This window comes from Niveispirillum sp., from assembly GCF_017996735.1.
Classification (GTDB): Bacteria; Pseudomonadota; Alphaproteobacteria; order Azospirillales; family Azospirillaceae; genus Niveispirillum.
The window spans coordinates 1-24,762 of sequence record NZ_JAGOGJ010000066.1 but is presented as its reverse complement, the minus strand read 5'-3'; the positions used below and the strand labels follow the sequence as shown (position 1 = coordinate 24,762).

Below are 24,762 nucleotides of genomic sequence, written 5' to 3'. Positions count from 1 at the left end.
CATTCTTGTCATTTTCCCTCCCGCCACAAGGCGGGACCGGAGGAAATAACATTGCCGCAGGGCCAGGGTAACAGCATCACGGAAACTTAATAATCGTGGTTCGAAAGAGTAAATCACGTCGCATTCGGGCTTCGCCCTTATGCGACGTGCTCCCCTTTAACGCGCCAGACTGTCATGCGCCGCCATGATGGCCGCCGTGGTCAGTTCGTTGACCGTGGCGCCCATCTGGACCACCTGCACCGGCTTGTCCATGCCGATCAGCAAGGGGCCGATCAGGTTGCCGCCACCGAACTTGTGCAGCAGCTTGGCCCCGATATTGGCGGCGTGCAGTGCCGGCATGATCAGCACATTGGCCGGCCCCGACAGGCGCGCGAACGGGTACAGGCGCTTCATCAAATCGTAATCAAGCGCGGTATCGGCCGACATCTCGCCGTCATATTCGAAATCGACCCGACGCTTGTCCATCAGCGACACGGCTTCGCGCACATGGGCGGCGCGGTCGCGCAGGGGCTGGCCGAAATTACTGAAGGACAGGAAGGCGACGCGGGGTTCATGGCCCATCTGCCGGGCCATGCGGGCCGACTGGATGGCGATATCGGCCAGTTGTTCCGGGGTCGGCCGCTCATGCACCGTCGTGTCGGAGATGAAGACGGTACGCGTGCGGGTGGCCAGCACCGACAGGCCGAACACGATATGATCGGGCTGCGGGTCGATGACGCGCTCGATATCCTCGAAGCTGACGGCAAAGGACCGGGTCAGGCCCGTCACCATGGCGTCCGCATCACCCGTGGCCACCATGCAGGCGGCAAAGACGTTGCGGTTCTGGTTGACCCAGCGCTGACAATCGCGGTGCAGATGGCCCCGCCGCTGCAGACGCTTGTACAGGAAGTCGGTATAGCGCTCGATCTCCGGCGCGCCGAACTTGGCGTTCTGGATGTCCAGCGGCTCGATCCCGCTCATGCCCAGGCTGGCCAGCTTCTCCTTCACCACATTCTCGCGCCCGATCAGGACCGGATGCCCGAACCCGCCCGAGCGATAGGCGATGGCGGCGCGGATGGACCGCTCCTCCTCGCCCTCGGCAAACACCACCCGGCGCGGGTTGCTGCGCAGCTTGTCGGCGATCAACTGCAAGCTGTCGGCCGTGGGGTCCAGGCGCAGACGCAGGGACCGGCGATATTCGTCCATATCGACAATGGGCTTGCGCGCGACGCCCGTATCCATGGCGGCCCGGGCCACGGCGGCGGGGATGGTGGAGATCAGGCGCGGGTCGAACGGCACCGGAATGATATATTCCGGGCCATAGCGCAGGCGGCGCCCGGAATAGGCGGCATCCACCTCATCCGGCACATCTTCGCGCGCCAGCGCCGCCAGGGCCTTCGCCGCGGCGATCTTCATCTGGTCGTTGATGGTGCTGGCCCGCACGTCCAGAGCGCCGCGGAAGATATAGGGGAAGCCCAGGACATTATTGACCTGATTGGGATAATCCGACCGGCCCGTGGCCACGATGGCATCATCGCGCACCTGCCGCACCTCTTCCGGCGTGATCTCCGGATCGGGGTTGGCCAGCGCGAAGATGATCGGGTTCTTTGCCATGGATTTCACCATGGCGGGCGTCATCGCCCCCTTGGCCGACAGGCCCACGAACACGTCGGACCCGGCCACGGCATCGGCAAGCGTACGGGCATCGGTCACCACGGCATGGGCTGATTTCCACTGGTTCATGCCTTCGGTCCGGCCCTTCCAGACCACACCCTTGGTGTCGCACAGCGTGATATTGCCGTGCGGGATGCCCATCGACTTGAACAGTTCGGCACAGGCGATGGCCGCCGCACCGGCGCCATTGATGACCAGCCGGGTCTCGTTGATGTCGCGGCCGGTCATTTCCAGCGCGTTGAACAGGCCGGCGGCGGCGATGATGGCCGTGCCATGCTGATCGTCATGAAAGACGGGAATGTCCATCAGCTCGCGCAGGCGCTGCTCGATGATGAAACAGTCCGGGGCCTTGATGTCTTCCAGATTGATGCCGCCGAAGCTGGGACCCAGATAGCGGACGGAATTGATAAATTCCTCCACATCGCGGGTATCGACCTCCAGGTCGATGCCATCGACATCGGCGAAACGCTTGAACAGGACGGCCTTGCCCTCCATCACGGGCTTGGACGCCAGCGCACCCAGATCGCCCAGGCCCAGCACGGCGGTACCGTTGGAGATGACGGCGACGATATTGCCCTTGGCCGTGTAATCATAGGCCGTGGACGGGTCGGCATGGATGCGCAGGCAGGGCGTGGCCACCCCCGGCGAATAGGCCAGCGACAGGTCGCGCTGTGTTGCCATCGGCTTGGTCGGGGTGATTTCCAACTTGCCGGGGCGCCCGCTGCTGTGCAGCAGAAGGGCTTCTTCCTCGGTAATGCGCTTGTCGATACCGGCCATTTTCCCAACAATCCTCTTTTATGGTCCGCCCGACGCCCCCGCCGATACGGATTGATATGTTGGTATGCATCGTAACGACCGAATGCTACCGTTTCCAGACCCATGACATTGCGAAAATGACGCAACAGCCGTCAGCGCGGCCTATGACTTGCCCAAGGGTGAAGCGGATGCGATACTCATCCAATGGAACAGGCCGGTTCGATCTTCGATGATGTGGATGAGGTGCGTAAGGCCCGCGCCATCGCCGAAGCACGCGCCGACGTGGCCGCCGGTCGGGTCGTGCCGCATGCGGTGGTGGCAGAATGGCTTCAGCGTCTGGCTAACGGTGAACGGCCCCCGCCTCCTTACTCCCATACCCTGAAGCGACAGGATTGAAGTGAGTCCATGGGGCAGGTGATTTGGACCGATCAGGCCATCGCTGACCTTACCGGCCATATCGCTTACATCGACCTGTACAATCCAGCGGCAGGTGACCGGATGGCCGCACGTTTGCTGACAGCCGGCAACAGCCTATCCACCTTCCCCAAACGCGGCAAGGCCCGGCCCGACGGCACGCGGGAACTGGCCGTCGTGCATCCCTATATCCTGGTCTATGAAGCCACGGACGGCGACGATGTCCGCATCCTGCGCGTCTGGCACGGGGCGCAGGACCGGGGATAGGACAAACCACCCTCAAACCACGATATTCAACACCGTCCCCCTTACACCCGTGGCCAGCGGCTGGTTCACGCCCAGCGGCTGCACTGTCAGGCCGGCCTTGGTCGCCTCCTCCTGCGCCCGCTCAAGGGGTGACTGGTTGCCCTTGGCGGGGTCCAGGCCGCGTTTGGCCAGCGCCACGTCGGCGCAGCTTTCGCAGCGATATCCGTTGACCATTTCCATGGGTCCAGCCTGTCACGGATCGGCGCTTTTGTCATGAACGCCCCCTCGCCCGACCCGCCCGCATGCTCTATCTTCGCCAGCGACGTCCGATAAACGGGCGCATGGCATAAGAGGCAAAACATGGCAGTTTCGGACATCGAGGAAAAAGCGGGCGGCGGCATTCTGGGGGCGATTGAGCGGGTGGGGAACCGGTTGCCGGATCCGGCCACCCTGTTCCTGATCGCCATCGTCATTCTGGTGGTTCTTTCCGTCGTCCTGTCGGGCATGGGCGTGTCGGCCATCCATCCCGGTACCGGCAAGGAACTGGCGGCCACCAATCTTTTGTCGGCGGACAATATCCGCCGCTTCCTGACCGACCTGCCCACCATCTTCGCCAGTTTCCCGCCCCTGGCGGTCGTGCTGCTCTGCGTGATGGGCGTCGGGGTGGCGGAAAAGACCGGGTTGATCGGCGTCTCGCTGGGCGCGCTGGTCCGCGCCGTGCCGAAAAGTCTGCTGACCCTGATCGTGGTCTTTGCCGGGGTGCAGTCCAGCATGGCCACCGATGCCGGCTATGTCGTGCTGATCCCGCTGGCCGGCATGCTGTTCCATACCTCCGGACGCCATCCCATCGCAGGCATCGCGGCGGCCTTTGCCGGCGTGTCGGGGGGCTTTTCCTCCAACCTGCTGGTGACCTCACTGGACCCGCTGCTGAGCGGGATCAGCCAGGCGGCGGCCCGTCTGGTCGATCCCGGCTATGAGGTGCTGGCCACGTCCAACTGGTACCTGATGGCGGCCTTTGTGCCCCTGTTCACCATCATCGGCACCATCGTCACCGAACGGCTGATTGAACCGCGTCTGATGCGCACGGCCCCGGTCGCGGCCGGCCTGATCCTCACCCTGGATGAACCCAGCGCGGAGAAGCAAGCCAGCGAGAAGCGCGGGCTGCGTTTTGCCGGTCTGGCGCTGCTGGCCATCACCGCCCTGTTCGGCGTGGCCGTGGTACCGGAAGGCGCCATCCTGCGCGATGCCAATGGCACCGTCGAACCGTTCCTGCGCGGCATCGTGGCGGTCCTGTTCATCAGCTTCCTGGTCATCGGCATCGCCTATGGTATCGGCGCGCGTGTCATCCGCAATGACCGCGACGTCGTGAAGATGATGAGCCAGTCCATGTCCGACATGGGCGGCTATATCGTGCTGGCCTTCTGCTGTGCGGTGTTCATCGCCCTGTTCGGCTGGTCCAATCTGGGCGGCATCCTGGCCGTGAATGGGGCGGCCTTCCTGAAGGAGGCGGGCTTCACCGGCCTGCCACTGTTGATCGCCATCATCATCGTCTCGGCCCTGATCAATATCCTGATCGGCAGCGCATCGGCCAAATGGGCCATCCTGGGGCCCGTGATGGTGCCGATGCTGATGCTGCTGGGCATCACGCCGGAGGCGACGCAGGCCGCCTATCGTGTGGGGGACAGCTTCACCAACCCGATCACGCCGTTGCTGCCCTATTTCCCGCTGATCCTGGTCATGTGCAAACGTTATGTGCCGTCGTTCGGCATTGGCTCCCTACTGGCCACCATGCTGCCGCTGGCGATGTGGATGGGCATCGGCGCGATGGCGCTGTTCTGCGGCTGGTACATGCTGGGCCTGCCGCTGGGTCCGGGGTCCTTTGTCCACATGCCGGCGGCGTCCTGATGATCCCCGCGCCCGACAGTTGGATCACTCCCTGCCCGCCCGAACGCGGCGGGGGCCTGTGGGTGGAACCGGGCGGCTTCCATGTCGACCCGACCCGGTCTGTCGATCGCGCGGTGATCACCCATGGCCATTCCGACCATGCACGGCCAGGGCATGCACATGTCCTGGCCACCTCCGGCACGCTCGCCATCATGCGGGCGCGCCTGGGTGACGGGGCGGGACTGTCGCAGCAGCCTTTGCCCTATCATCAGCCGATCCGCATCGGGGAGGTGACGGTGACCCTTGTCCCCGCCGGTCATGTCCTGGGGTCCGCCCAGGTGGTGATGGAATGGCGGGGCAGCCGGGTGGTGGCGTCGGGCGATTACAAGCGCCGCTTCGATCCCACCTGCGATCCCTTCGAACCCGTGCCTTGCGATGCCTTCATTACGGAGGCGACCTTTGGGTTACCGGTTTTCCGGCACCCGCCGGTGGAAGGCGAGATCGCCCGCCTGCTGCACACATTGTCGGTCTTCCCCGAACGCACCATCGTTGTCGGCTGTTACGCGCTGGGCAAGTGCCAGCGGCTGATCGCCGAACTGCGCCGCGCGGGCTATGACCAGCCGCTCTATCTGCATGGCGCCCACCTGCCGCTCTGCGCACTGTATCAGGAACAGGGCGTGGAGCTTGGAGATTTGCGCCCCGCGACGGTCGCCGATGCCTCATCCATGCGCGGCGGCATCGTGCTGGCCCCGCCATCGGCCATGGCCGACAAATGGCTGCGCCGGATGCCGGACCCGCTGCCGGCCTATGCGTCGGGCTGGATGCGGGTGCGGGCCCGCGCGCGACAGCACGGGATCGAACTACCCCTGATCGTGTCCGACCATGCCGATTGGGACGAGCTGTGCCAGACGGTGAAGGACGTGGCACCGGGGGAGCTCTGGGTCACCCATGGCAGCGAGGAAGCCCTGGTCCATTGGGCCACGACTCAGGGTGTGAAGGCCAAGCCCCTGCATCTGGTGGGGTTCGGGGAGGAGGAATGAGGATGGTTGCTCACTCACCCTCCCAAACGCTGACGCGTTCGGGCCCCTCCCTCTCCCGCAAGCGGGCGAGGGGCGAAACCACGGGCCACTTCAATTTCCGCCCCTCGCCCACGACAGTGGGAGGGTGAGGGAGCAACCCATGCAAGCCTTCGCCACCCTGCTCGACGCCCTGGCCTATATGCCGTCCCGCAACGGCAAGCAGCGCCTGATCGCCGACTACCTGGACCATGCGCCCGATCCCGACCGGGGATACGGTCTGGCCGCGCTGACGGGCGACCTGTCCTTCACCGCCGCCAAGGCCGGCATGATCAAGGAACTGGTGGCGACCCGCGTGGACCCGGCCCTGTTCGGCTGGTCCTATGATTTTGTGGGCGATCTGGCCGAAACGGTGGCCCTGATCTGGCCCGCCCCGCCCGGCGTCAACCATCCCCCGCCCCGTCTGTCGGAGGTTGTCGAGGGGCTGGCCGCCGCCAAACGCGGGACCGTCCCCGCCCTGCTGGAAGGCTGGCTGGACACGCTGGACGCCACCGGCCGCTGGGCCTTGCTGAAGCTGATCACCGGCGGCTTGCGTATCGGCGTATCGGCGCGCATGGCCAAGACCGCCCTGGTCGACTGGGCCACTGCCAACGGGGTGGAGGCCAGCGTGGAACAGGTGGAGGAACTGTGGCACGGCCTGTCTGCCCCCTACGCCGCCCTGTTCGGCTGGCTGACCGGCACGGCGGAAAAGCCTTGTGTGGCCGATACGGGCGGCTTCCGTCCCATGATGCTGGCCCACCCGCTGGAGGAAGCGGACATCCAGGTCCTGAACCCGGCCGAATACCGGGCCGAATGGAAATGGGACGGTATCCGCGTGCAACTGGTGGCGCGCGGCACACCCGACAAGGCCCGGCTCTACAGTCGCACCGGGGATGAGATCGCCGCCGCCTTCCCCGATGTCGCGGCCCATATGGGCTTTCATGCGGTCCTGGATGGCGAATTGCTGGTGGCCCGTGAGGGCCGCGTCGCCCCCTTCAACGACCTGCAACAGCGCCTGAACCGCAAGCGGGTCACCGCCCCCATGCTGCGTGACTTCCCCGCCTGGGTGCGGCTCTACGACATGCTGTTTGATGGGGCGGAGGATCTGCGCGCCCTGCCCTTTGACGAACGCCGCCGCCGGCTGGAGGACTGGTTCGCCCGCACCCGTCCGCCTTGCATGGATCTGTCCCCCCTGGTCCCCTTCACCGACTGCGACCATCTGGCCCATCTGCGCCTGTCGGCCCGCGATGCCGGGGTGGAGGATGGGGCCATCGAAGGGCTGATGCTGAAACGCGGTGACAGCGCCTATATCGGCGGCCGGCCCAAGGGCCCCTGGTTCAAGTGGAAGCGTGGGCCATTGACGGCGGATTGTGTGCTGATGTACGCCCAGCGCGGGCATGGCAAGCGGTCCAGCTTCTACAGCGACTATACATTCGGCGCCTGGCGCGGTACGCCGGGGGATGGGGGCGAACTGGTGCCCGTCGGCAAGGCCTATTTCGGCTTCACCGACGCGGAGCTGGTGGAGATCGACCGCTGGGTGCGCAACCATACCACCAACCGTTTCGGTCCCGTGCGGGAGGTGGCGCCCGGTCTGGTGTTCGAGGTGGCGTTCGACAGCGTCCACCGCTCCACCCGGCACAAGAGCGGCATCGCCATGCGCTTTCCCCGCGTATCGCGGCTGCGCTGGGACAAGCCGGCGGCAGAGGCCGACCGGCTGGAGGTTTTGGAGAGGATGGTGGCATCATGAAGCTGAAACGCGCCTGGTCGGCGGAGCCGGTATCGGACGAAACCATCCGCCGCCTGAAGATGGGGCGGAACAAGACGCGTCTGATCGGCCTGGTGGCGGCCGGCATCGGTGCGCTGACCATCCCCGCCTGGATCGCCGGGATCGGCATGGGCTATTTCAAGCTGGAAGACAAGACCATCGCCGTCTTCCCCTCGCTGCTGTCCGAGGATGAGGCCAAGGCCCATGCCGAACAGGTGAAACAGGAGGCCCAGGCCTTCCGCCAGCAGAAGGCGACGGAAGAAAAACAGCCCTGAAACAGATCGGGCAGGGCCGTTTGCGAACCCGCCCGCCCTTCTGCTTATAGCAGCGGCTTGAAAGACTGACCGATGGACACCCTTTCAAACCCTTCGATCGCCAGCGCCCCCATCCATGGGGCCACGCCGCACGAGCGTCGGTACTACACCATCGGTCAAAATTCTTGACCGATGGTACGGCGGCGACTGCCGCCGCGCGGCACGTGCCGCGTGAAGCCAAGCCAACGGATGTTGGCGCCGGCGCTTGAGGGGCTGAAAATCTTGGCCATCGGTCAAGATTTCAGCCGCAGGTATTACTTCAGAAACCCGCTGTCGAAATCCGGGGCCGGGATTTCCAGATAGCGCAGGCGCTTCATCTCCCGCCGGCCTCTGGTAACCGTGTCCAGGATCAGGCCGCAGGTCAGGGCCAGGAAGGACAGCAGGCCCAGGCCCGTGGCCAACACGGCCGTGGGGAAACGCGGCACCAGACCGGTTTCGTAATAGGTGATGAACAGCGGCACCGTGATGATCACCGAAATCACGGCCAGCAGCGCGGCGACCAGCCCGAAGGACTGCATCGGCCGCTCTTCCTTGATCAGCTTGCCGATCATCCACAGGATGCGGAACCCGTCGCGGAAGGTGGACAGTTTCGACACCGACCCCGGCGCGCGGTCCTTGTACGGCGTTTCCACCTCGCCCAGCGGCATGCTCATTTCCAGCGCATGCACCACCAGTTCCGTCTCGATCTCGAACCCGCCGGCCAGGACCGGGAAGCTTTTTACGAAACGGCGCGAAAAGACGCGGTAGCCGGACAGAAGATCGTCGGTGCGCTTGCCGAACACCATGGTGACCAGCGTGGTCAGCATGACATTGCCCAGCCGGTGACCGGCGCGATAATTCTCCCAATCGGTGACGCGCGCACCGTTAACCATGTCCAGCTTCTCATCCAGAAGCTTGGCCACCAGCTTGCCGGCGCTGGGCGCGTGATACGTGTCGTCGCCATCCACCATGACATAGACGTCGGCCTCGATGTCCGCGAACATGCGGCGCACGACATTGCCCTTGCCCTGCAGCGGCTCCCGCCGCACCACGGCCCCGGCCGCCCTGGCAATCTCCGAGGTGCGATCCTTGGAGTTGTTGTCATAGACATAGATGGTGGCGGTCGGCAGGGCGGCCTTGAAGTCGCGCACGACGGCTTCAATGGACGCTTCCTCGTTATAGCAGGGCACCAGAACGGCGATGCTCGGGGTGCCCTGGGTCAGACTGTCAGACATGGGATATTTCGGGTCCGGTTGGACAAGGGTTGGATGACAGACAGATAACACGGATATTCAGGGAAAGCTGCGGCGGAAACGCGGCGCTTTCATGTCCGTCGTTCTGGCGGGAATGCTAGAGCAGTTTGACCAGGGCGGCGGTTAAGGCGACTTGGCCGACCATCATCGGCAACAGCCATTTCAGCAGATCCGCCTTGAACTCCGCCAGTTCGGCCTTCAGGAAATTCTTGGTGACCAGATCATCACGATCCATCTCCCGCGCATCGCGCACGATGTCGGTCACCACTTCAGCCTGTGTGTCGGTGAAGCCGGCTTCTTTCAGCCTCTTCACCACGCGATGCGTATCCATGACCATCTGCATAGAATGCCACCTAACCTGCACACTGGCAATGTAGCGCAGGTTGGCGCTGCTTCCAAGTGCAGGATCACCCATCAGTTGGCGCAACAACCGCCTTGTGCAACCGGCAGAGCATCATCGGTTCATCCAGGTTGGATTTCACCAGCCCGCAATCATTCATGTCGGCGGCCAGACCGTAATGGGGAAGGATATGGTCCGCCGTCCAGATTTCCCAATGCGCGACCAGCCAGAAGATGTCGCCATCATGCGCATCGATGCGGCCATGCATGGCACGGTTCAGCAGGATGTCGCCATGGTCGGGATGGATGAAATAGCTGTGGATGCGCAGGAACGGCACCTTCCTGGGGAAGCCATAGGCCAGGAAACTGGTGGGCGCATAGCCAGTCTGGATGATGATGGTATTGTCCGGGTTGGGCAGGTCGGGGATCGAGACTTCCACGAACTTGTCCGCGAACGGCACCCGCGCCCAGGTGCCGGGCCGGGCCGTGACGGTGACCAGGGCCAGCAGCGCCAAGATCGCCACCCCCTTTGCCCGGCGTGGCAGGGGCCACAGCGCGACAGCGGCTACCACTACCAGCGGGGCCATCATCTCCAGCGGGATCAGATAGCGATAAATGGCGAACAGTTTCAGCCAGGCCAGATAGGTCAAGGCGCCAGCCACCAGCAGATACAGCGCCGGACGGAACGGCACCACCGCGTCGCGCTTGGCTCCGAACCGCCCGGCCAGCGCCAGGAACGGGGTCAGCAGCAGGACGACCACCATCACCGGCACCCGCAGGTCGGTGAACAGGATCTCCCCCACCTTCTTAGGGTCCATCAGCCACGTATAGGGGAAGATCAGGTTGTTCCACAGACCGTGCGGCAGGAACTTGTCGTCCCGATACGCCTCCGGCACGCCCCAGGGCGATTTGAAGAAGTCATTGAAATAAGGAAAAAGCGGGTTCTGGTAGGTGGTCCAGAGGTGCCACATCCAATGGCCGGAGAACAATGCCATGCCGGCAATGACGCCGATGCCGAAGAAAAACGACAGGAACAGGCGCCGCCAGAAACTGCCCGCCACCGCCAGGAAGGCAAAGCACAGGCCCACGGCATAAGGCAGCGTCGGCTGCTTCAGGCCAACCGCCGACCCGACCAGCAGGCCGGCGATGAACACAATGGGGAACGCCACCTTGGGCGCGCCGCCCCACACATCATCGGCCCGCGCCATGACCAGCCAGGCGCTGCCCAGCACGAACAGGCTGATGACATTGTCATAGAAGGTGGTGCCCAGCAGCCCCATCTGCCCGGCGCCCAGGAAACAGACCAGCGCCAAGGCCACCGACGCCAGGGCCCGCGCACGCCCCCCCAGCACCGGCAGCAGCAGCCAGGCCATGCCTGTCAGCGGCACAAGGTTCATCCCCTGCACCCAGGACAGGATGAAGGACACCGCACGGGCCGGCAGCACCTGCGCCAGCCAATAGACCGGCAGATCCAGGGTGGGATTGTAGAAGGTGGCCACCTGCGCCGGCGCCACATCCTGCACCAGCTCGCGGCCCTCCAGGAAGGCCATGGCATTGTACCAATGGTAATTGCGCAGGTCCCAGTTCCCGTCCTGGCCCAAGGTCAGGGAATAGAACGCCACCAGCAGCGGCAGCAGAATCAGCAGCGCCACAAGGATGGTGCGCGGCTGGGACAGGCGATGGCTGGGGGACATGGGGAGACCGGGATTTGGGTTAAACTTGTGCGGCGACAATCCCAATCTGACGAGGGCTTGCCCCTTGGCAGATTGGAGGCTGGCGACGGCCAGCCCGGCGCCCGTGCGCTCGTCGAGCCAAGCTGCCGGAGGCAGCGCCCGGCACTTGAGGGAACATGAAAGCGTATAAGCCCGCATCCGGGCGCAATCAAGGCAGACGCGGCCCCTTGCCTTTCCTGAACGCTTTCTGAACGGCGCTTTCAGGCAGCGTTCAGGTTCGCGCCCCTATTGTCCCGTCTGAAACCGGCCCGTTGGAGGCCGGTATCTTGGCAGACAATGACAGGAGTTGTTCCAATGGCCCGTACCGTCACCGCCCCCAGCCCGTTCGAAGGCGGCTACCGTTTCACGCTCGGCAATGGCGGCATCACCGCCGTTCAGGAAATGGAAAAAGGCCGCTGGCAGAACGAGAAGATCGGCCGCAATGAAAGCTGGACGGTCACCCAGGACGGGGTCGTGAAGACCGAAACCGACCGCGACGGGACCGAGGTGACGCTCTATACCGACATCAATGGCGATGGCATCTATTTCGAGGCCTATAGCTGGAACCGCCCCGTGGCCGGCAATCTGGATGACAGCTACCGCTTCACCTTCGCCAATGATGGCCGCGTCACCAGCATGCAGGAATGGGACGATGGCCGTTGGGAAACCGAACGGCCCGACCGTAACGAGACCTGGCAGTTGCGTGACGGTCTGGTGGTGAAGACCGAGGTGGAAAAGGGCCGCATCGAATGGACCGTGTTCGCCGACAGCAACAATGACGGCACCTGGACCGAACTGGCCGAGGGCCAGGGCACTCTGGATCTGGTCGGCGTCAAGACCCTGCTGTCCGGCCTGACGGCGGAAGGTCTGGTGTATTGAGGCCCCCTGCCCCGGCGATGCCACCCGTCGCCGGGGTTCCCCCTTTTGCCGCCAACAGCTACCATCCCTTCTCCCGTTCCCGGAGCCACCCCCCACCCATGCGCCTCCTGCTGCTGCCCCTCTGCCTGTTCCTGGCCCTGGCCGGCGCACCGCATGTCTGGGCCGATGATGATGACGATGATGATGACCGCGCCGACCATGACCGCGCCCGCGCGGCGCTGGAGCGCGGCGAGATCATGTCGCTGCGCACCATCATGGAAAAGGCGGAGGCCGAATATCCCGGCCGGCTGCTGGAAGTGGAACTGGAGACCAAGCATGGCCGCTTCGTCTATGACATTGAAATCCTGGCCCCCGACGGGCGGCTGATCGAGCTTTTGTATGACGCCGCCGACGGCAAGCTGCTGAAGGCCAAGGCTGCCGGCAAGGACCTGCTGAAGGAGAAGAAGTGATGCGCATCCTGGTGGCGGAGGATGACGCCAACCTGCGCCGGCAGTTGATCCTGGCCCTGAACGAGGCCGGCTATGTCGCCGACCCCGCCCCGGACGGGGTGGAAGCGGCGTTCATGGGCGAGACAGAGCCCTATGACGCCGTCGTGCTGGACTTAGGATTGCCGGGCCGCGACGGGCTGTCGGTGCTGCGCGACTGGCGGGCGGCGGGCCGGGCCATGCCCGTCCTGATCCTGACGGCGCGCGGCACCTGGCAGGAAAAGGTGGAGGGCATGGATGCCGGCGCCGATGATTATCTGGCCAAGCCCTTCCGCATGGAGGAATTGCTGGCCAGGTTGCGCGCCCTGATCCGCCGCGCCGGCGGGCAGGCCTCTCCGGCCCTGACCTGCGGCCCCGTCAGCCTGGATACGCGCACGGGCCGCGTCGCGGTCTCGGGCACCCCGATCAATCTGACCGCCCATGAACAGCGGGTCCTGTCCTACATGATGCATCACCAGGGCCGCATCCTGTCGCGCACCGAATTGACCGAACATATCTATGCCCAGGATTTCGACCGCGACAGCAACACGATCGAGGTGTTCATCGGCCGGTTGCGGCGCAAGCTGGGGGCGCCCGTGATCCATACCGAACGCGGCCAGGGCTATCGTATGGAAGCCGTCTGATGCGGCGCGGCTCGCTGGGGCTTCGCCTGCTGGCACTGGCGGTCGTGTGGGTGACGCTGGCCCTGGCCATGGCCGGCTGGCTGCTGACCGACATTTTCCGCAACCATGCGGAGGCGGAACTGGCGCGCCATGCCGAATTGCATCTGGATGAACTGACCGTGACCCTGCATCCCGGCCCCGGCGGGCGGGTGGAGGTGTCGCGCGACCTGTCGGACCCCCGCTTCCAGCGGCCCCTGTCGGGCCTCTACTGGCAGGTCACGGATGATCAGGGTGTGGCCCTGCGCTCCCGCTCCCTCTGGGATCAGGAATTGCGACCGGAAGGCACCCTGCCCGATGACGGCGCCCTGCACCGGCGGACGGCCACCGGACCGGATGGGGAGGCGCTGCTGGTCTGGTCGCGCCGTGTGCGCCTGCCCGATTCGGAAAGCCCGGTGGAAGTGTCGGTGGCCGCCACCACCGCCGAACTGACCGCCGCCACCCGCCGCTTTGCCGAAGTGCTGACCCTGTCGTTATGCGTGCTGGCCCTGGGCCTGCTGGGTGCGGCGCTGGTGCAGGTGCGGCTGGGGCTTGTACCGCTGGACCGGCTGCGCCGGGCGCTGGCCGATCTGCGGGCGGGAAGGTCCACCCGGCTGGTCGGCGCCTTCCCGTCAGAGGTGCAGCCCCTGGCTGACGACCTAAACCAGCTTCTGGCCGACAATGCGGAGATGGTGGACCGCGCCCGGACCCAGGCCGGCAATCTGGCCCACGCCCTGAAAACCCCGCTGACCATCATCGCCAACTCTGCCGCCACCCTGTCCGACCCCGCCGAATCGGCCCTGATCCAGGCGGAGGCCGAGCGCATGCGCCGGCAGATCGACCGCCACCTGACCCGTGCCCGCGCCGCCGCCATGGCCAAGGGGGCGGGCCTGCGCACGCCGGTCCTGGCCACCCTGCGCCCGCTCGCCCGCACCATCGCGCGCCTGCACCCCGACCGGGATATCGAGGTGGCGCTGACGGGGGACGAGGCGCTGTCCTTCCGGGGGGAGGCGCAGGATCTGGCGGAGATGGCCGGCAACCTGCTGGACAATGCCGCCAAATGGTGCCGGGGCCGGGTCTTCCTGTCCGTCACGGCCGATGGGCGGGACCGGGTACGCATCACGATCGATGATGACGGTCCCGGCATCCCCGAAACCGAGCGCGCCTCTGTGCTGGCCCGTGGGGTCCGCCTGGACGAGGCGGTGCCGGGCAGCGGCCTGGGCCTGGCCATCGTGGATGATCTGGCCCGGCTCTATGGCGGGGACCTGACATTGGATGCGGCGGCGGCTGGTGGCCTGCGGGCCGTGCTGTCGCTGCCGCGCGGGTAGAACGATTGCGGAAATGTCCGCCACCGGACAGTGAGTGTCCGCAAGTGAACAGCATCCGGGCCGCCGCAACCACCGGCGTGGTGGAAATGCTGGGTTTCCCGACTTGGCAGGCCCCTTGCTGTACTCAGCGAACCGGGGCCGGGCATTCCCCCTAGCTGCAATGCCCGGCCCTGTCTGCCAGGGTCCGCGCGGACCGTCCCCCGTTCACCGGACAGGTCCGCCGGCCCTGGCAGCCCCCCTTGCCGGGTACTGGGTCCCTCACCCTCCCACCCGCTGACGCGGGCGGGCCCCTCCCTCTCCCGCCAAGCGGGCGAGGGGCGAAATAAGGCTCAACACCAAGTTCCGCCCCTCGCCCACAACCGTGGGAGAGGGAGGGGCCCGCCCGCGTCAGCGGGTGGGAGGGTGAGGGCAAAACCCAACCCTCAACCACCACCCCACCCCAAATGGGCTCAAACCGGCAGCGGCTCCGCCAACCGGGTCAGGAAGCCGCGCAGTTCCGGGATGCCCAGACCGGTCTCGGCGGACGTGGCCAGCACTTCCGGATGGGCGGCACCATGGGTCTTCAAGGCGCCGGCCAGCTGTTCGCGGACCTTGTCCAAGGCACCGGGCTTCAGCGTGTCGGCCTTGGTCAGCACGATCTGATAACCGACAGCCGTCTGGTCCATCATCTTCATCATGTCGACATCATGCGGCTTCAGGCCATGACGGGCATCGACCAGGACCAGGGCGCGCTTTAGCGTGACGCGGCCGCGCAGATAGGACTTGATGAAATCGACCCAGGCGGCCGACCGCTCCTTCGACACCTGGGCATAGCCATAGCCCGGCATGTCCACCATGACCAGCCGGCTGCCCAGATTGAAGAAGTTGAGCTGCTGGGTACGACCCGGCGTCTGGCTGGTGCGGGCCAGCGTCTTGCGCCCCGTCAGGGCATTGACCAGCGACGACTTGCCCACGTTGGACCGGCCCGCGAAGCACACTTCCGGCAGCACGGCCTCCGGCAGGGTGGTGGCGGCCTCCGCCCCCCAGAAGAAGTCGCACTCCTTGGCGAACAGCAGACGCCCGGCCTCGATCTCCATCTCGGTCAGGTCACCGATCAGGGACGGGGTGATGGTCAGCGGCTTGGCCATGGGGGAACTCCTTCCTGTTCGAACATGATGGATGTGGGCTTGACCCTCACCCTCCCAAGCCTTCCGGTTTGGGCTCCTCCCCCTCCCACGGGGTGGGCGAGGGCAGGTTTGGAAAAAATACACCCTCTCCCGCAGGGCGGGAGAGGGAGGGGCCCGTCGGCAACAGCCGATGGGAGGGTGAGGGAACAACACCCCCACCCGCACGCATCACGTCGGCTTCACGCCCATGCGGCGCATGATGATCCATTGCTGCGCGATGGACAGCAGGTTGGACCAGGTCCAGTAGATGACCAGACCGGCGGGGAAGCTGGCCATCATGTAGGTGAAGATGAAGGGCAGCATCATCATCACCTTCTGCTGCACCGGGTCCGGGTTGGCCGGGTTCATCTTCTGCTGCAGCCACATGGTGGCACCCATCAGCAGCGGCCAGACGCCAATATGCAGCATGCTGGGCGGGTCCCACGGGATCAGGCCGAACAGGTTGAACAGGGTCGTCGGGTCGGCGGCGGACAGGTCATGGATCCAGCCATAGAAGGGCGCATGGCGCATTTCGATGGTGACGTACAGGACCTTGTACAGCGCGAAGAACACGGGGATCTGAAGCAGGATGGGCAGGCAGCCGGCCAGCGGATTGGCCTTCTCCTCCTTGTACAGCTTCATCATCTCCATGGAGAGGGCTTCGCGGTTGTCGCCGTGCTTCTTCTTCAGCTCCTCCATCTTGGGCTGAAGCTTCTTCATCTTCGCGAACGCTTCATACTGCTTGTTCGCGATGGGGAAGAAGGCCAGACGCAGGAAAACGGTGAAGACCAGGATGGCGATGCCGAAATTGCCGATGGTCACGCCCAGCCAGTCCAGGCCGTGGAAGAACGGCTTGGTCAGGAAGTAGAACCAGCCCCAGTCGACGGCATAGTCCAGGCTGTCGATGCCCAGCTTGTCATTATAGTCGTTCAGCAGGCCCACGATCTTGGCGCCCGCGAACAGGCGGTGGGTCGTCTCCGCCGCCGCACCCGCCGCGACGGAGACGGACGGCGCCTTGTAATCAACCTGATAGACATCGGTGCCGCTGTTCTGGTGCAGGACACGCATGTCGGTGGTGACCGACTGGTCCGGGATCAGGCCGACCAGCCAGTATTTGTCGGTGATGCCGATCCAGCCGCCCTTGCTGGACAGGTTGATGGTCTTCCCGTCTTCCTTCAGGTCGTTGTACTTGTATTCCTTCAGGGTGCCGTCGACGATGGCCAGCGGCCCCTCATGCAGGACGTAGGTACCTTCCACCTTCGGCATGCCACGGCGCTGCACGAAGCCATAGGGGCTGAGCGCCACCGCATCGCCCGTCTGGTTCAGCACGCGCTGCGTCACCGTGAACATATAGTCGGCATCGATGGCGACGGTGCGCTCGAACACCAGGCCGGCGCCATTGTCCCAGGACAGGGTGACCGGGCTGTCGGGCGTCAGCCTGTCGGTGCTGGCGGTCCAGACCGTATCGGCCTTGGGCAGGGCCACGGCCTCGCCTGCATTGGCGGCGACCCAGCCGAATTCGGCGTAATAGGGGTGCTCGGTCCCGACCGGGGCCAGCAGCACCACTTCCGGGCTGTTCTTGTCCGGGGTGGTCTTGTACTTGGCCAGCGTCAGGTCATCGATGCGGCCGCCGCGCAGGTTGATCGACCCGTGCAGGCTGGGGGTGACGATGGCCACGCGCCCCGTCTCGGCCAGCACGGCGGTGCGATCGCGGACAGCGGGGACCACATCGCCCCCGATGCCGGGCGCCGCAGCCCCGCCGGGCACAGCCGCCGGCACCTGCTCGGCCTGCAGCGCCTGCTGCCGCTGGGCTTCGGCCTGGGCTGCCATCTGGCGCGGACGTTCATAGAAATAATGGAACCCGAACAGGATCGCGATCGAGATCACGATGGTCAGGATGAGGTTCTTCTGATCCGTCATGGGTGTTTGGTCCAGGTTCCGAATTCAATGGCCGGTTACATACCGGGGCACGCCCCGGTTGGTCACATGAAAACGGCGGGCGATCAATGCCCGCCGCAACATTTTCCATCCGGTGCATGTCCCGGATGCCGGGGTGGTACCGGGTCATACCCGTCCCCGCCCCAGGGATGACAGCGCGCCAGACGCCGCAGGGTCAGCCAGCCGCCCTTTACCGCCCCATGCACGCTCAGCGCTTCCAGCGCGTAATGTGAGCATGAGGGGTGGAACCTGCAACGGGGCGGCCCCATCATCGGCCGGATGACCCAACGGTAGAAAAGCACAAAAGCCCGGAGCAGCCAGGCCGCCGGGCTCATGCTTTTTCATCCTTGGCCGCGCCTGATTCGGCTGCCGCCGCCTCCCGCTTGCCTTTCCAGACCCGCAGCTTCTTCAAAGCCTGGGTCAGATCGGCCTTCAGGTCGGCATAGGGCCGCCGCACCGTTTCCGCCCGCGCCACCAGCACGAAATCGTGCCCGGGGGTGGCGTTGGGGGCCAACACCTCGGCCAGTGCCGCGCGCAGACGACGACGGGCGCGGTTGCGTTCAACCGCGCCGCCCACCTTCTTGCTGGCTGTCAGGCCGATCCGTACCGGCGGTTCGCCGGGATTCGGGTGTTGCCGCTCATCATGGGCGCGGGCCTGAAGAATCAGGCCCGGCGTGGCCCATTTGCGACGGGCGCCCGCGACGGCCAGGAATTGCGGCCGTCTGGTCAGGCGCCCCACCTTGGCCTTGGCCGGGGGCGCCATGCCGGTAACCTTTAGGCGCTCAGCTTCTTGCGGCCCTGGGCGCGGCGCTTGTTGATGATGTTACGGCCCGCAACGGTGGCCATGCGGGCGCGGAAACCATGACGGCGGGCGCGCACGATCTTGGAGGGCTGAAAGGGACGCTTCACGGTACTTACTCCGGTCTTGAAACTACTGAGTACAAAAACGAAGCGTGGTCTATAGTGGCGAAGCGGCCCTGAGTCAACCACGCTGGGGAACATGACCTGCAACCCAGGCCCGCAAGACATCAAATCTCAAGGGTGCAGTGAAAGGCCCTTCGTAGCCTTCTCCACCCCCTTCTTCGCCCCGCGCAGGCCGATGCCCACCCAGTCGGGCGCGTCCGGGTCCTCCGCCTGGAAACAGGCGCGATTATCCGCGTCATTGCCGGTGCGGAACATGCCCGCCACATAGGGCACGGTCAACAGCCCGCGTTCACGCGAAACCTGCGCCGCCCGCGCCAGCCCGTCCCGATCCGCCTGGAACACCAGCATCGGCTGGCCCAGCATGCGGCCATAGGACCGGCCGGCCCCATCCAGGTAAGGATCGCCCAGCGCGTCCGGCGCGCCCGCAACAATCCCCGTCGCCAGGAAAGCAGCCACGTTCAGCCGTTGCCAGGGCAACAGATCGTCGCGGATGATCAGGGCGACCTTGGTATCGAACATCATGTCCCTCCGGTAATGGGGGCTCAGGATGGCGATGCGGTCGGGTCCGTGTCTGGAATGTTTGTGCAGATTTTGCGATAGGCGGCGGGGCTGGTGCCATAGGCGCGGCGGAACCAGCGGCCCAGATGGCTCTGATCGGCGAATCCGACCCGGGCCGCCACATCCGCCGGCGCCGCTCCCGCCGCCAGCAGCGCCTTGGCCCGCTTCAGCCGCAACTGCACCAGATAGGCATGGGGGGAGCGGCCATACGCCTCCCGGAATTGCCGGTTCAGGCGGAACCGGTCGGTGCCCGCCATGTCGGCCAGTTCATCCAGCCCGATATCCGTCTCCATATGATCATGCAGCGCCGCGCGTGCCCGGCGGGCCGCGCGGTGCGGCCGGTGGCCGGCAGATTCGGCCCGCCAGAGATCAGGCTGCCACAGCCGCCCCAACAGCCGGTCCAGCGCCAGATCACGGGCCAGCCGCCCCTCCCGCCCGTGCAGGGCGCGGAAAGCGGCGGCGATGTCGCGGCAAAGCCCCGCATCCTCCCACAGGGTCTGACGGAACCCCAGCGGCGCCAGCGGCCCGGTCGCGGCGTCCCGCCGGGCCTGAACCCAGGATAGGGGCAGATACAGCATCTGATAGGTGAAACCGGCCGGGTCGGGACTATGCCCGTCATGCGGCTGGCCGGGTTCGATCAGGATGGCGCGGCCGGGGATGCTGACCACCTGCTGCCGGCCACAGCGGAAGGACTGCACGCCCTGTTCCGTGACGCCCAGCAGCACTTCGTCATGGTCGTGCATGTCATAGGCATGGCCCGTGAAATGGGCCCGGATGCTTTCAATGCCCGTCTCGGCATCTCGCCGCAACTGTGCCCAGTCGCGGGATGACGGGGCGGGGGACGCCGCGTCCATCGCACCCTCCCCCGCCACCCTCACATCAGAAATCGGCCGGGGCGGCGATGCCGCTCTTGGCCAGATTGTCCTTGATGGCATCCTTCAGGCGCTCCAGACCCTCGGGGCTGAAGGCCTCGGCACGGGCGACCAGCACGTCCTGGGTGTTGGACGCGCGCAGCAGCCACCAGCCATCGGCAGTCTTCACGCGCACGCCGTCAATGTCGTTAACCTCGGCGCCGCCGGCGGCTTCTTCCGCCTTCACGCGGGCCTTGATCTCCTCCACGGCGGCGAACTTGCGCTCCTCGCTGACCTGGAAGCGGACTTCCGGTGTGTTCAGCACGTCGGGCAATTCATCGCGCAGGGCCGACAATTCACCATGGCGCGACACCAGACCCAGCAGACGGACCGCGCAGTACAGCGCATCGTCGAAGCCGTAATATTTGTCGGCGAAGAAGATATGGCCCGACATCTCACCGGCCAGCGGGCTGTTCGTCTCGGCCATCTTGGCCTTCAGCAGCGAATGGCCCGTCTTCCACATCAGCGGCTTGCCGCCCAGCTTGGCGATCTGGTCGAACAGGGTCTGGCTGGCCTTCACGTCGGCGATGATGGTAGCGCCGGGATGGGCTGCCAGCACATCCTTGGAATAGATCGCCACCAACTGGTCGCCCCAGACGATACGGCCCTTCTCATCCACGGCGCCGATACGGTCGGCGTCACCGTCAAACGCAATGCCCAGATCGGCCTTCTCTTCGGCCACCTTGTGGATGATGTCTTCCAGGTTTTCCGGAATGGTCGGGTCGGGATGGTGGTTGGGGAAGGTGCCGTCGATATCGTCGAACAGCAGCGTATGCTTGCCCGGCAGCTTCTTCACCAGCCGGCGCAGGATTTCACCCGCCGCCCCGTTGCCATTGTCCCAGACGACGTTCAGGTCGCGGGTGCCGTCATAATCGGCGGCCAGACGGTCGACATAGGTATCCTGGATGTCGATGGTTTCTTCCGAGCCCTCACCCGTGGCGAAATCGCCGGCGGCGGCGATCTTGCCGATCTCCAGGATCTGGCTGCCGAAGAACGGCGCCTTGCCGATCATCATCTTGAAGCCGTTATAATCCGGCGGATTGTGCGAGCCGGTGATCATCATGCCGGCATCCAGCTTCAGGTGCCGCGCCGTGAAATACAGCATGGGCGTCGGGCCCAGGCCGATACGCACCACATGTAGGCCGACGGACTTCAACCCTTCCACCGCCGCCGCTTCCAGGTCGGGCGAGGACAGGCGGCCGTCATAGCCGATGGCCACCTTCTTGCCGCCCCCGCGCACCACCATGGTGCCGAAGCCCCGGCCGATGGCGCGGGCATCGTCGGTCGTCAGCGTCTTTCCGATGATGCCGCGGATATCGTATTCGCGCAGGACCGTGGGATGGAAATTGTGCGCCAGGGTCATGTTTCCGTCACCTGAACAGAGGTTGGTTAAAAAGGATTATGGCGGCAGCAAAGCACAAGCCGCGACCGCCCGCCAGCCTGTTCAACAGCGCAGAAGGCGGGTTTGTTTCGGGGCGATGGAGGTAGTGGGGTGACGGACGTTACCAGCCATCCCCACACCGGAAGCCGCCTCAGGCCGCCACCAGACCGCGTGCCGCCTCCGTCTCCCGCGCCGGCGGCTGGCCGAACATACGGCGATATTCACGGGTGAACTGTGACACGCTTTCATAACCGACGGCAAAGGCCGCAACACTGACCGTCACGCCCTCGGCCAGCATACGCCGCCGCGCCTCGATCAGGCGCAACTGCTTCTGGAACTGCAGCGGCGACAGGGAGGTGACAGACCGGAAATGCTGGTGAAAGGACGACGGACTCATGCCTGCCACGGCGGCCAGCCGCTCCACCGGCAGCGGCCTGGCATAATCGGCCCGCAGCACGGCCACGGCGCGGGCCACCCGGCTGGCATGGCTGTCGGGCCAGCCCAGACGGCGGATATCGGCGCCATGCCGGCTGCACAGCAGCCAGTAATGCAGTTCCCGCACCAGTTGCCCATGCAGAACCGGCACCGCCGCCGGCCGGTCCAGCAGCCGCATCAGCCGCAGGGCCGCATCCGCCACCTCCGCATCCGTGGGATCGACCCGCACCGGCATCGCCTCCCCCATCGCCGCCGGCCCCATCTGCATCGCCAGATCGGCGATCAGGGCAAGATCCAGGTCCAGCACCAGCGACATATAGGGCGCCTCGGCACTGGCCGTGGTGATCTGGCTGACAATGGGCACATCGGCGGTGATCAGCAGCGAATCTCCCGCCCCGAAGGTGAAGCTGCTGGCCCCCATCGTCACCTGCTTGGTCCCCTGCAGCACCAGGCAGACCAGGGGTTTGGAGATGGCATGGACCAGTCCGCTGGGCGTGGCCGACCGGATGGTGGTCAGGCCCGCGATGGGGGTATGGGCAATGCCGGTCGGGTCGGCATGCACCTCCAGATAGCGGCGGACAGTGCGGAGAAGGTCGTTATTCATGCCCTTACCCTGCCTTAACTCCACCCCTTCGCCAAGCGGATTTGGAGGATCAGGCAAAGATCATCCAGGTTCCGGCAACGACGAATTACAGCCCCCGGCCTTATAAATCCGTCATCGGCAACCGGGACGGACCGGCACGGAAAGTCCCCCGCAGACAAGGATTGCTCTCATGTCCACCATCACCCTGATCACCGGCGCCAGCCGCGGCCTGGGCCGCAATACGGCCCTGTCCGTTGCCCGCAGCGGCGGCGATGTCATCATCACCTATCACAGCCGTGCCGAAGAGGCCGCCGCCGTGGTGGCTGAGATCGCGGCGCTGGGCCGCAAGGCCGTGGCCCTGCAGCTTGATGTCGGCAACGCCGCCAGCTTCGCGGATTTTGCCGAAAGTCTGCGCACCGCCCTGACACAGACCTGGGGCCGCGAGCGTTTCGACCATCTGGTGAACAATGCCGGCCACGGTGACCATGCCCTGATCGCCGACACCACGGTGGCGCAGTTCGACCGGCTGGTCGACGTGCATTTCAAGGGCCCCTTCTTCCTGACCCAGGCCCTGCTGGGCCTGATCGGGGATGGCGGGCGGATCGTCAACCTGTCATCGGGCCTGACACGGGTGTCGGCGCCGGGCTGGGGCGCCTATGCCGCCGTGAAGGGGGCCATGGAGACCCTGACGCTGTATATGGCCAAGGAGCTGGGCGCGCGCGGCATCGCCGTCAATATCGTGGCGCCCGGCGCCATCGAGACGGACTTTTTCGGCGGCGCCGTCCGCGACACGCCGGAATTCAACAAGTTCTTCGCCGACATGACGGCACTGGGCCGTGTCGGCGTGCCCGACGATATCGGCCCCATGATCGCCAGCCTGCTGTCCCCCGCCAACCGCTGGGTGACGGCACAGCGGATCGAGGTATCGGGCGGCCAGGGTATCTGAGCCTGACCGTCACATGCGGGCGGGCGCCCGCATGTGACGCCGCTCTCAATGCGCCTCGCCCTTCGCCCTCTTCACCCGGCCCGGCCGGCCGACGCAGTGATAGGCAAAGCCGGCCATCTCCGCGTCCTCGGGATTGAAGATGTTGCGCAGGTCGACCAGCACCGGCGCCTTCATGGATTTGCAGACGCGGGACAGGTTCAGCATCCGGAACTCGTTCCATTCCGTCAGGACCAGGGCGCAATCGGCCCCTTCCAGGGCGGCATAGGCATCCTCGGCCCAGTCAACACCGGGCAGCAGCTTTCCCGCCTCATGCATGCCGGCGGGGTCAAAGGCGACAATCGTGGCCCCTGCTTCCAGCAGCGCCGGGATGATATCCAGCGCCGGGGCATCGCGCATATCGTCGGTATTGGGCTTGAACGTCACGCCCAGCACACCGATACGCTTGCCCTGGACCGACCCGCCGCAGGCGGCAACAACACGGGTCGCCATGGCCTTCTTGCGCTTGTCGTTGATGTCCACGACCGTTTCGATAATGCGCAGCGGGGTGCCGTGATCCTGCGCCGTCTTCACCAGGGCCAGCGTATCCTTGGGGAAGCAGGACCCGCCATAGCCGGGGCCGGGATGCAGGAACTTCTTGCCGATGCGGTTATCCAGGCCGATGCCCTTGGCCACGTCATGCACGTCGGCGCCCACCTTCTCGCACAGGTCCGCCACCTCGTTGATGAAGGTGATCTTGGCGGCCAGGAAGGTGTTGGCGGCATATTTGATCAGTTCCGACGTCTCCAGGCTGGTGAAGACAATCGGCGTCTCGATCAGGAACAGCGGGCGGTACAGGGCGCGCATCACCTGCCGCGCCCTGTCGCTGTCGGTGCCGATCACCACGCGGTCGGGGCGCATGAAATCCTCGATGGCCGACCCTTCGCGCAGGAATTCCGGGTTGGATGCCACGTCGAAATCGGCTTCCGGCCGCGTCTTGCGGATGATGCGCGCCACCTCGCGCCCCGTGCCCACGGGCACCGTGCTCTTGGTGACGATGACGGTGTAATCATCGGGGTCGAGCGCCGCCGCAATCTCGGCGGCGGCGGCATAGACATAGGACAGGTCGGCATGCCCGTCCCCGGCCGCGGCCGCCTGCCCACCGGCGTTAAAGCAGCCTTCGGCCCGGCCAAGGGGGGGGGCAGGGCCGGGGGGGAGGGCAAGCGCCCCGCCCTGGCGGTCTTTTCCCCCCGCGCCTCCCACCC

General features: G+C 65.5%; 26 protein-coding genes. 11 read left to right on the top strand and 15 right to left on the bottom strand.

The window, feature by feature from the left end; translation table 11 throughout:
• Positions 1–156 precede the first annotated feature (156 nt).
• The gene (locus KBA48_RS19440) at positions 157–2,430 is read right to left on the bottom strand and encodes an NADP-dependent malic enzyme (protein WP_292909416.1); all 2,274 of its coding nucleotides are present in this window, start codon (positions 2,428–2,430) and stop codon (positions 157–159) included.
• Positions 2,431–2,613: 183 nt separating this feature from the next.
• Here KBA48_RS19440 and KBA48_RS19435 point away from each other — a divergent pair, with 183 nt between their 5' ends.
• Together KBA48_RS19435 and KBA48_RS19430 are read left to right on the top strand one after the other, a co-directional pair.
• A complete protein-coding gene (locus tag KBA48_RS19435; protein WP_292909414.1) occupies positions 2,614–2,805 on the top strand; it encodes a hypothetical protein in 192 nt (63 codons plus the stop codon).
• 9 nt (positions 2,806–2,814) lie between these two features.
• Entirely contained in the window at positions 2,815–3,090 is a 276-nt protein-coding gene (locus KBA48_RS19430; RefSeq protein ID WP_292909412.1) for a type II toxin-antitoxin system RelE/ParE family toxin, read from the top strand.
• Positions 3,091–3,102: 12 nt separating this feature from the next.
• On the opposite strand, the gene KBA48_RS19425 is transcribed toward KBA48_RS19430, so the two are convergent.
• Positions 3,103–3,309: a hypothetical protein gene (locus tag KBA48_RS19425; protein ID WP_292909411.1), complete on the bottom strand. Its 207-nt coding sequence runs from the start codon at positions 3,307–3,309 to the stop codon at positions 3,103–3,105.
• 120 nt (positions 3,310–3,429) lie between these two features.
• Here KBA48_RS19425 and KBA48_RS19420 point away from each other — a divergent pair, with 120 nt between their 5' ends.
• The 4 genes from KBA48_RS19420 (at position 3,430) to KBA48_RS19405 (ending at position 8,048) form a co-directional block, all read left to right on the top strand.
• Positions 3,430–4,974: an AbgT family transporter gene (locus KBA48_RS19420; RefSeq protein WP_292909410.1), complete on the top strand. Its 1,545-nt coding sequence runs from the start codon at positions 3,430–3,432 to the stop codon at positions 4,972–4,974.
• A complete protein-coding gene (locus tag KBA48_RS19415) occupies positions 4,974–5,993 on the top strand; it encodes a ligase-associated DNA damage response exonuclease (RefSeq protein ID WP_292909409.1) in 1,020 nt (339 codons plus the stop codon). The genes KBA48_RS19420 and KBA48_RS19415 overlap by 1 nt, the downstream gene beginning before the upstream one ends.
• Positions 5,994–6,132: 139 nt before the next feature.
• Entirely contained in the window at positions 6,133–7,755 is a 1,623-nt protein-coding gene (locus KBA48_RS19410) for a cisplatin damage response ATP-dependent DNA ligase (protein WP_292909407.1), read from the top strand.
• Entirely contained in the window at positions 7,752–8,048 is a 297-nt protein-coding gene (locus KBA48_RS19405; RefSeq protein ID WP_292909405.1) for a hypothetical protein, read from the top strand. Before KBA48_RS19410 ends, KBA48_RS19405 begins: the two co-directional genes overlap by 4 nt.
• 293 nt (positions 8,049–8,341) lie before the next feature.
• On the opposite strand, the gene KBA48_RS19400 is transcribed toward KBA48_RS19405, so the two are convergent.
• From KBA48_RS19400 to KBA48_RS19390, 3 genes are all read right to left on the bottom strand, one after another.
• Entirely contained in the window at positions 8,342–9,301 is a 960-nt protein-coding gene (locus KBA48_RS19400) for a glycosyltransferase family 2 protein (protein WP_292909403.1), read from the bottom strand.
• A 115-nt stretch (positions 9,302–9,416) separates the two neighbouring features.
• Positions 9,417–9,650 (bottom strand): hypothetical protein, encoded by a 234-nt coding sequence (locus KBA48_RS19395; protein ID WP_292909401.1) that lies wholly within the window; start codon positions 9,648–9,650, stop codon positions 9,417–9,419.
• Between the two features lie 76 nt (positions 9,651–9,726).
• Positions 9,727–11,352: a hypothetical protein gene (locus KBA48_RS19390; protein WP_292909399.1), complete on the bottom strand. Its 1,626-nt coding sequence runs from the start codon at positions 11,350–11,352 to the stop codon at positions 9,727–9,729.
• A 333-nt stretch (positions 11,353–11,685) separates the two neighbouring features.
• Between KBA48_RS19390 and KBA48_RS19385 the strand changes: the two genes are divergently transcribed.
• The 4 genes from KBA48_RS19385 (at position 11,686) to KBA48_RS19370 (ending at position 14,700) form a co-directional block, all read left to right on the top strand.
• Complete coding sequence (locus tag KBA48_RS19385) at positions 11,686–12,249, top strand: hypothetical protein (protein ID WP_292909397.1); 564 nt, start codon at positions 11,686–11,688, stop codon at positions 12,247–12,249.
• 98 nt (positions 12,250–12,347) lie between these two features.
• The gene (locus tag KBA48_RS19380) at positions 12,348–12,698 is read left to right on the top strand and encodes a PepSY domain-containing protein (protein WP_292909395.1); all 351 of its coding nucleotides are present in this window, start codon (positions 12,348–12,350) and stop codon (positions 12,696–12,698) included.
• Complete coding sequence (locus KBA48_RS19375; RefSeq protein WP_292909393.1) at positions 12,698–13,357, top strand: response regulator transcription factor; 660 nt, start codon at positions 12,698–12,700, stop codon at positions 13,355–13,357. The genes KBA48_RS19380 and KBA48_RS19375 overlap by 1 nt, the downstream gene beginning before the upstream one ends.
• The gene (locus tag KBA48_RS19370; protein ID WP_292909391.1) at positions 13,357–14,700 is read left to right on the top strand and encodes a sensor histidine kinase; all 1,344 of its coding nucleotides are present in this window, start codon (positions 13,357–13,359) and stop codon (positions 14,698–14,700) included. The genes KBA48_RS19375 and KBA48_RS19370 overlap by 1 nt, the downstream gene beginning before the upstream one ends.
• A 449-nt stretch (positions 14,701–15,149) precedes the next feature.
• Here KBA48_RS19370 and yihA read toward each other — a convergent pair whose 3' ends face one another.
• The 9 genes from yihA to KBA48_RS19325 all read right to left on the bottom strand — a co-directional run bounded on the left by yihA (position 15,150) and on the right by KBA48_RS19325 (position 22,596).
• A complete protein-coding gene (gene yihA, locus KBA48_RS19365) occupies positions 15,150–15,827 on the bottom strand; it encodes a ribosome biogenesis GTP-binding protein YihA/YsxC (protein WP_292909389.1) in 678 nt (225 codons plus the stop codon).
• A gap of 207 nt (positions 15,828–16,034) precedes the next feature.
• Entirely contained in the window at positions 16,035–17,765 is a 1,731-nt protein-coding gene (yidC, locus tag KBA48_RS19360; RefSeq protein WP_292909387.1) for a membrane protein insertase YidC, read from the bottom strand.
• Positions 17,766–17,848: 83 nt separating this feature from the next.
• Positions 17,849–18,118 carry a membrane protein insertion efficiency factor YidD gene (gene yidD, locus KBA48_RS19355; RefSeq protein ID WP_292909385.1) on the bottom strand — a complete coding sequence of 90 codons (270 nt, stop codon included), beginning with the start codon at positions 18,116–18,118 and terminating at the stop codon, positions 17,849–17,851.
• Positions 18,115–18,546 carry a ribonuclease P protein component gene (gene rnpA / locus KBA48_RS19350; protein ID WP_292909383.1) on the bottom strand — a complete coding sequence of 144 codons (432 nt, stop codon included), beginning with the start codon at positions 18,544–18,546 and terminating at the stop codon, positions 18,115–18,117. Before rnpA ends, yidD begins: the two co-directional genes overlap by 4 nt.
• 11 nt (positions 18,547–18,557) lie before the next feature.
• Complete coding sequence (gene rpmH, locus KBA48_RS19345; protein WP_029013881.1) at positions 18,558–18,692, bottom strand: 50S ribosomal protein L34; 135 nt, start codon at positions 18,690–18,692, stop codon at positions 18,558–18,560.
• 126 nt (positions 18,693–18,818) lie between these two features.
• Positions 18,819–19,229, bottom strand: a complete 411-nt coding sequence (locus tag KBA48_RS19340; protein WP_292909380.1) for a DUF2000 family protein — start codon at positions 19,227–19,229, stop codon at positions 18,819–18,821.
• A gap of 20 nt (positions 19,230–19,249) precedes the next feature.
• Positions 19,250–20,119, bottom strand: a complete 870-nt coding sequence (locus tag KBA48_RS19335) for an AraC family transcriptional regulator (RefSeq protein ID WP_292909378.1) — start codon at positions 20,117–20,119, stop codon at positions 19,250–19,252.
• A 25-nt stretch (positions 20,120–20,144) separates the two neighbouring features.
• Entirely contained in the window at positions 20,145–21,539 is a 1,395-nt protein-coding gene (pgmG, locus tag KBA48_RS19330) for a phosphoglucomutase/phosphomannomutase PgmG (protein WP_292909376.1), read from the bottom strand.
• Positions 21,540–21,708: 169 nt separating this feature from the next.
• A complete protein-coding gene (locus KBA48_RS19325; protein ID WP_292909374.1) occupies positions 21,709–22,596 on the bottom strand; it encodes an AraC family transcriptional regulator in 888 nt (295 codons plus the stop codon).
• 169 nt (positions 22,597–22,765) lie between these two features.
• Between KBA48_RS19325 and KBA48_RS19320 the strand changes: the two genes are divergently transcribed.
• Positions 22,766–23,521 (top strand): SDR family oxidoreductase, encoded by a 756-nt coding sequence (locus tag KBA48_RS19320; protein WP_292909372.1) that lies wholly within the window; start codon positions 22,766–22,768, stop codon positions 23,519–23,521.
• 45 nt (positions 23,522–23,566) lie between these two features.
• Here KBA48_RS19320 and KBA48_RS19315 read toward each other — a convergent pair.
• Positions 23,567–24,762: UDP-glucose/GDP-mannose dehydrogenase family protein (locus KBA48_RS19315; RefSeq protein WP_292909371.1), on the bottom strand; the 1,196-nt coding region annotated here is incomplete at its 5' end.

Bases quoted from the DNA above. Each gene is read 5' to 3' on its own strand.
- KBA48_RS19370 (WP_292909391.1), top strand. From the start codon at position 13,357: ATGCGGCGCGGCTCGCTGGGGCTTCGCCTGCTGGCACTGGCGGTCGTG.
- KBA48_RS19340 (WP_292909380.1), bottom strand. From the start codon at position 19,229: ATGATGTTCGATACCAAGGTCGCCCTGATCATCCGCGACGATCTGTTG.
- KBA48_RS19335 (WP_292909378.1), bottom strand. From the start codon at position 20,119: ATGGACGCGGCGTCCCCCGCCCCGTCATCCCGCGACTGGGCACAGTTG.
- yihA (WP_292909389.1), bottom strand. From the start codon at position 15,827: ATGGCCAAGCCGCTGACCATCACCCCGTCCCTGATCGGTGACCTGACC.
- KBA48_RS19385 (WP_292909397.1), top strand. From the start codon at position 11,686: ATGGCCCGTACCGTCACCGCCCCCAGCCCGTTCGAAGGCGGCTACCGT.
- KBA48_RS19410 (WP_292909407.1), top strand. From the start codon at position 6,133: ATGCAAGCCTTCGCCACCCTGCTCGACGCCCTGGCCTATATGCCGTCC.
- yidD (WP_292909385.1), bottom strand. From the start codon at position 18,118: ATGAGCCCGGCGGCCTGGCTGCTCCGGGCTTTTGTGCTTTTCTACCGT.
- KBA48_RS19420 (WP_292909410.1), top strand. From the start codon at position 3,430: ATGGCAGTTTCGGACATCGAGGAAAAAGCGGGCGGCGGCATTCTGGGG.
- KBA48_RS19375 (WP_292909393.1), top strand. From the start codon at position 12,698: ATGCGCATCCTGGTGGCGGAGGATGACGCCAACCTGCGCCGGCAGTTG.
- KBA48_RS19405 (WP_292909405.1), top strand. From the start codon at position 7,752: ATGAAGCTGAAACGCGCCTGGTCGGCGGAGCCGGTATCGGACGAAACC.
- KBA48_RS19380 (WP_292909395.1), top strand. From the start codon at position 12,348: ATGCGCCTCCTGCTGCTGCCCCTCTGCCTGTTCCTGGCCCTGGCCGGC.
- KBA48_RS19400 (WP_292909403.1), bottom strand. From the start codon at position 9,301: ATGTCTGACAGTCTGACCCAGGGCACCCCGAGCATCGCCGTTCTGGTG.
- KBA48_RS19395 (WP_292909401.1), bottom strand. From the start codon at position 9,650: ATGGATACGCATCGCGTGGTGAAGAGGCTGAAAGAAGCCGGCTTCACC.
- KBA48_RS19425 (WP_292909411.1), bottom strand. From the start codon at position 3,309: ATGGAAATGGTCAACGGATATCGCTGCGAAAGCTGCGCCGACGTGGCG.
- KBA48_RS19440 (WP_292909416.1), bottom strand. From the start codon at position 2,430: ATGGCCGGTATCGACAAGCGCATTACCGAGGAAGAAGCCCTTCTGCTG.
- KBA48_RS19390 (WP_292909399.1), bottom strand. From the start codon at position 11,352: ATGTCCCCCAGCCATCGCCTGTCCCAGCCGCGCACCATCCTTGTGGCG.
- KBA48_RS19415 (WP_292909409.1), top strand. From the start codon at position 4,974: ATGATCCCCGCGCCCGACAGTTGGATCACTCCCTGCCCGCCCGAACGC.
- KBA48_RS19435 (WP_292909414.1), top strand. From the start codon at position 2,614: ATGGAACAGGCCGGTTCGATCTTCGATGATGTGGATGAGGTGCGTAAG.
- KBA48_RS19325 (WP_292909374.1), bottom strand. From the start codon at position 22,596: ATGAATAACGACCTTCTCCGCACTGTCCGCCGCTATCTGGAGGTGCAT.
- KBA48_RS19430 (WP_292909412.1), top strand. From the start codon at position 2,815: ATGGGGCAGGTGATTTGGACCGATCAGGCCATCGCTGACCTTACCGGC.
- pgmG (WP_292909376.1), bottom strand. From the start codon at position 21,539: ATGACCCTGGCGCACAATTTCCATCCCACGGTCCTGCGCGAATACGAT.
- KBA48_RS19320 (WP_292909372.1), top strand. From the start codon at position 22,766: ATGTCCACCATCACCCTGATCACCGGCGCCAGCCGCGGCCTGGGCCGC.
- yidC (WP_292909387.1), bottom strand. From the start codon at position 17,765: ATGACGGATCAGAAGAACCTCATCCTGACCATCGTGATCTCGATCGCG.
- rnpA (WP_292909383.1), bottom strand. From the start codon at position 18,546: ATGGCGCCCCCGGCCAAGGCCAAGGTGGGGCGCCTGACCAGACGGCCG.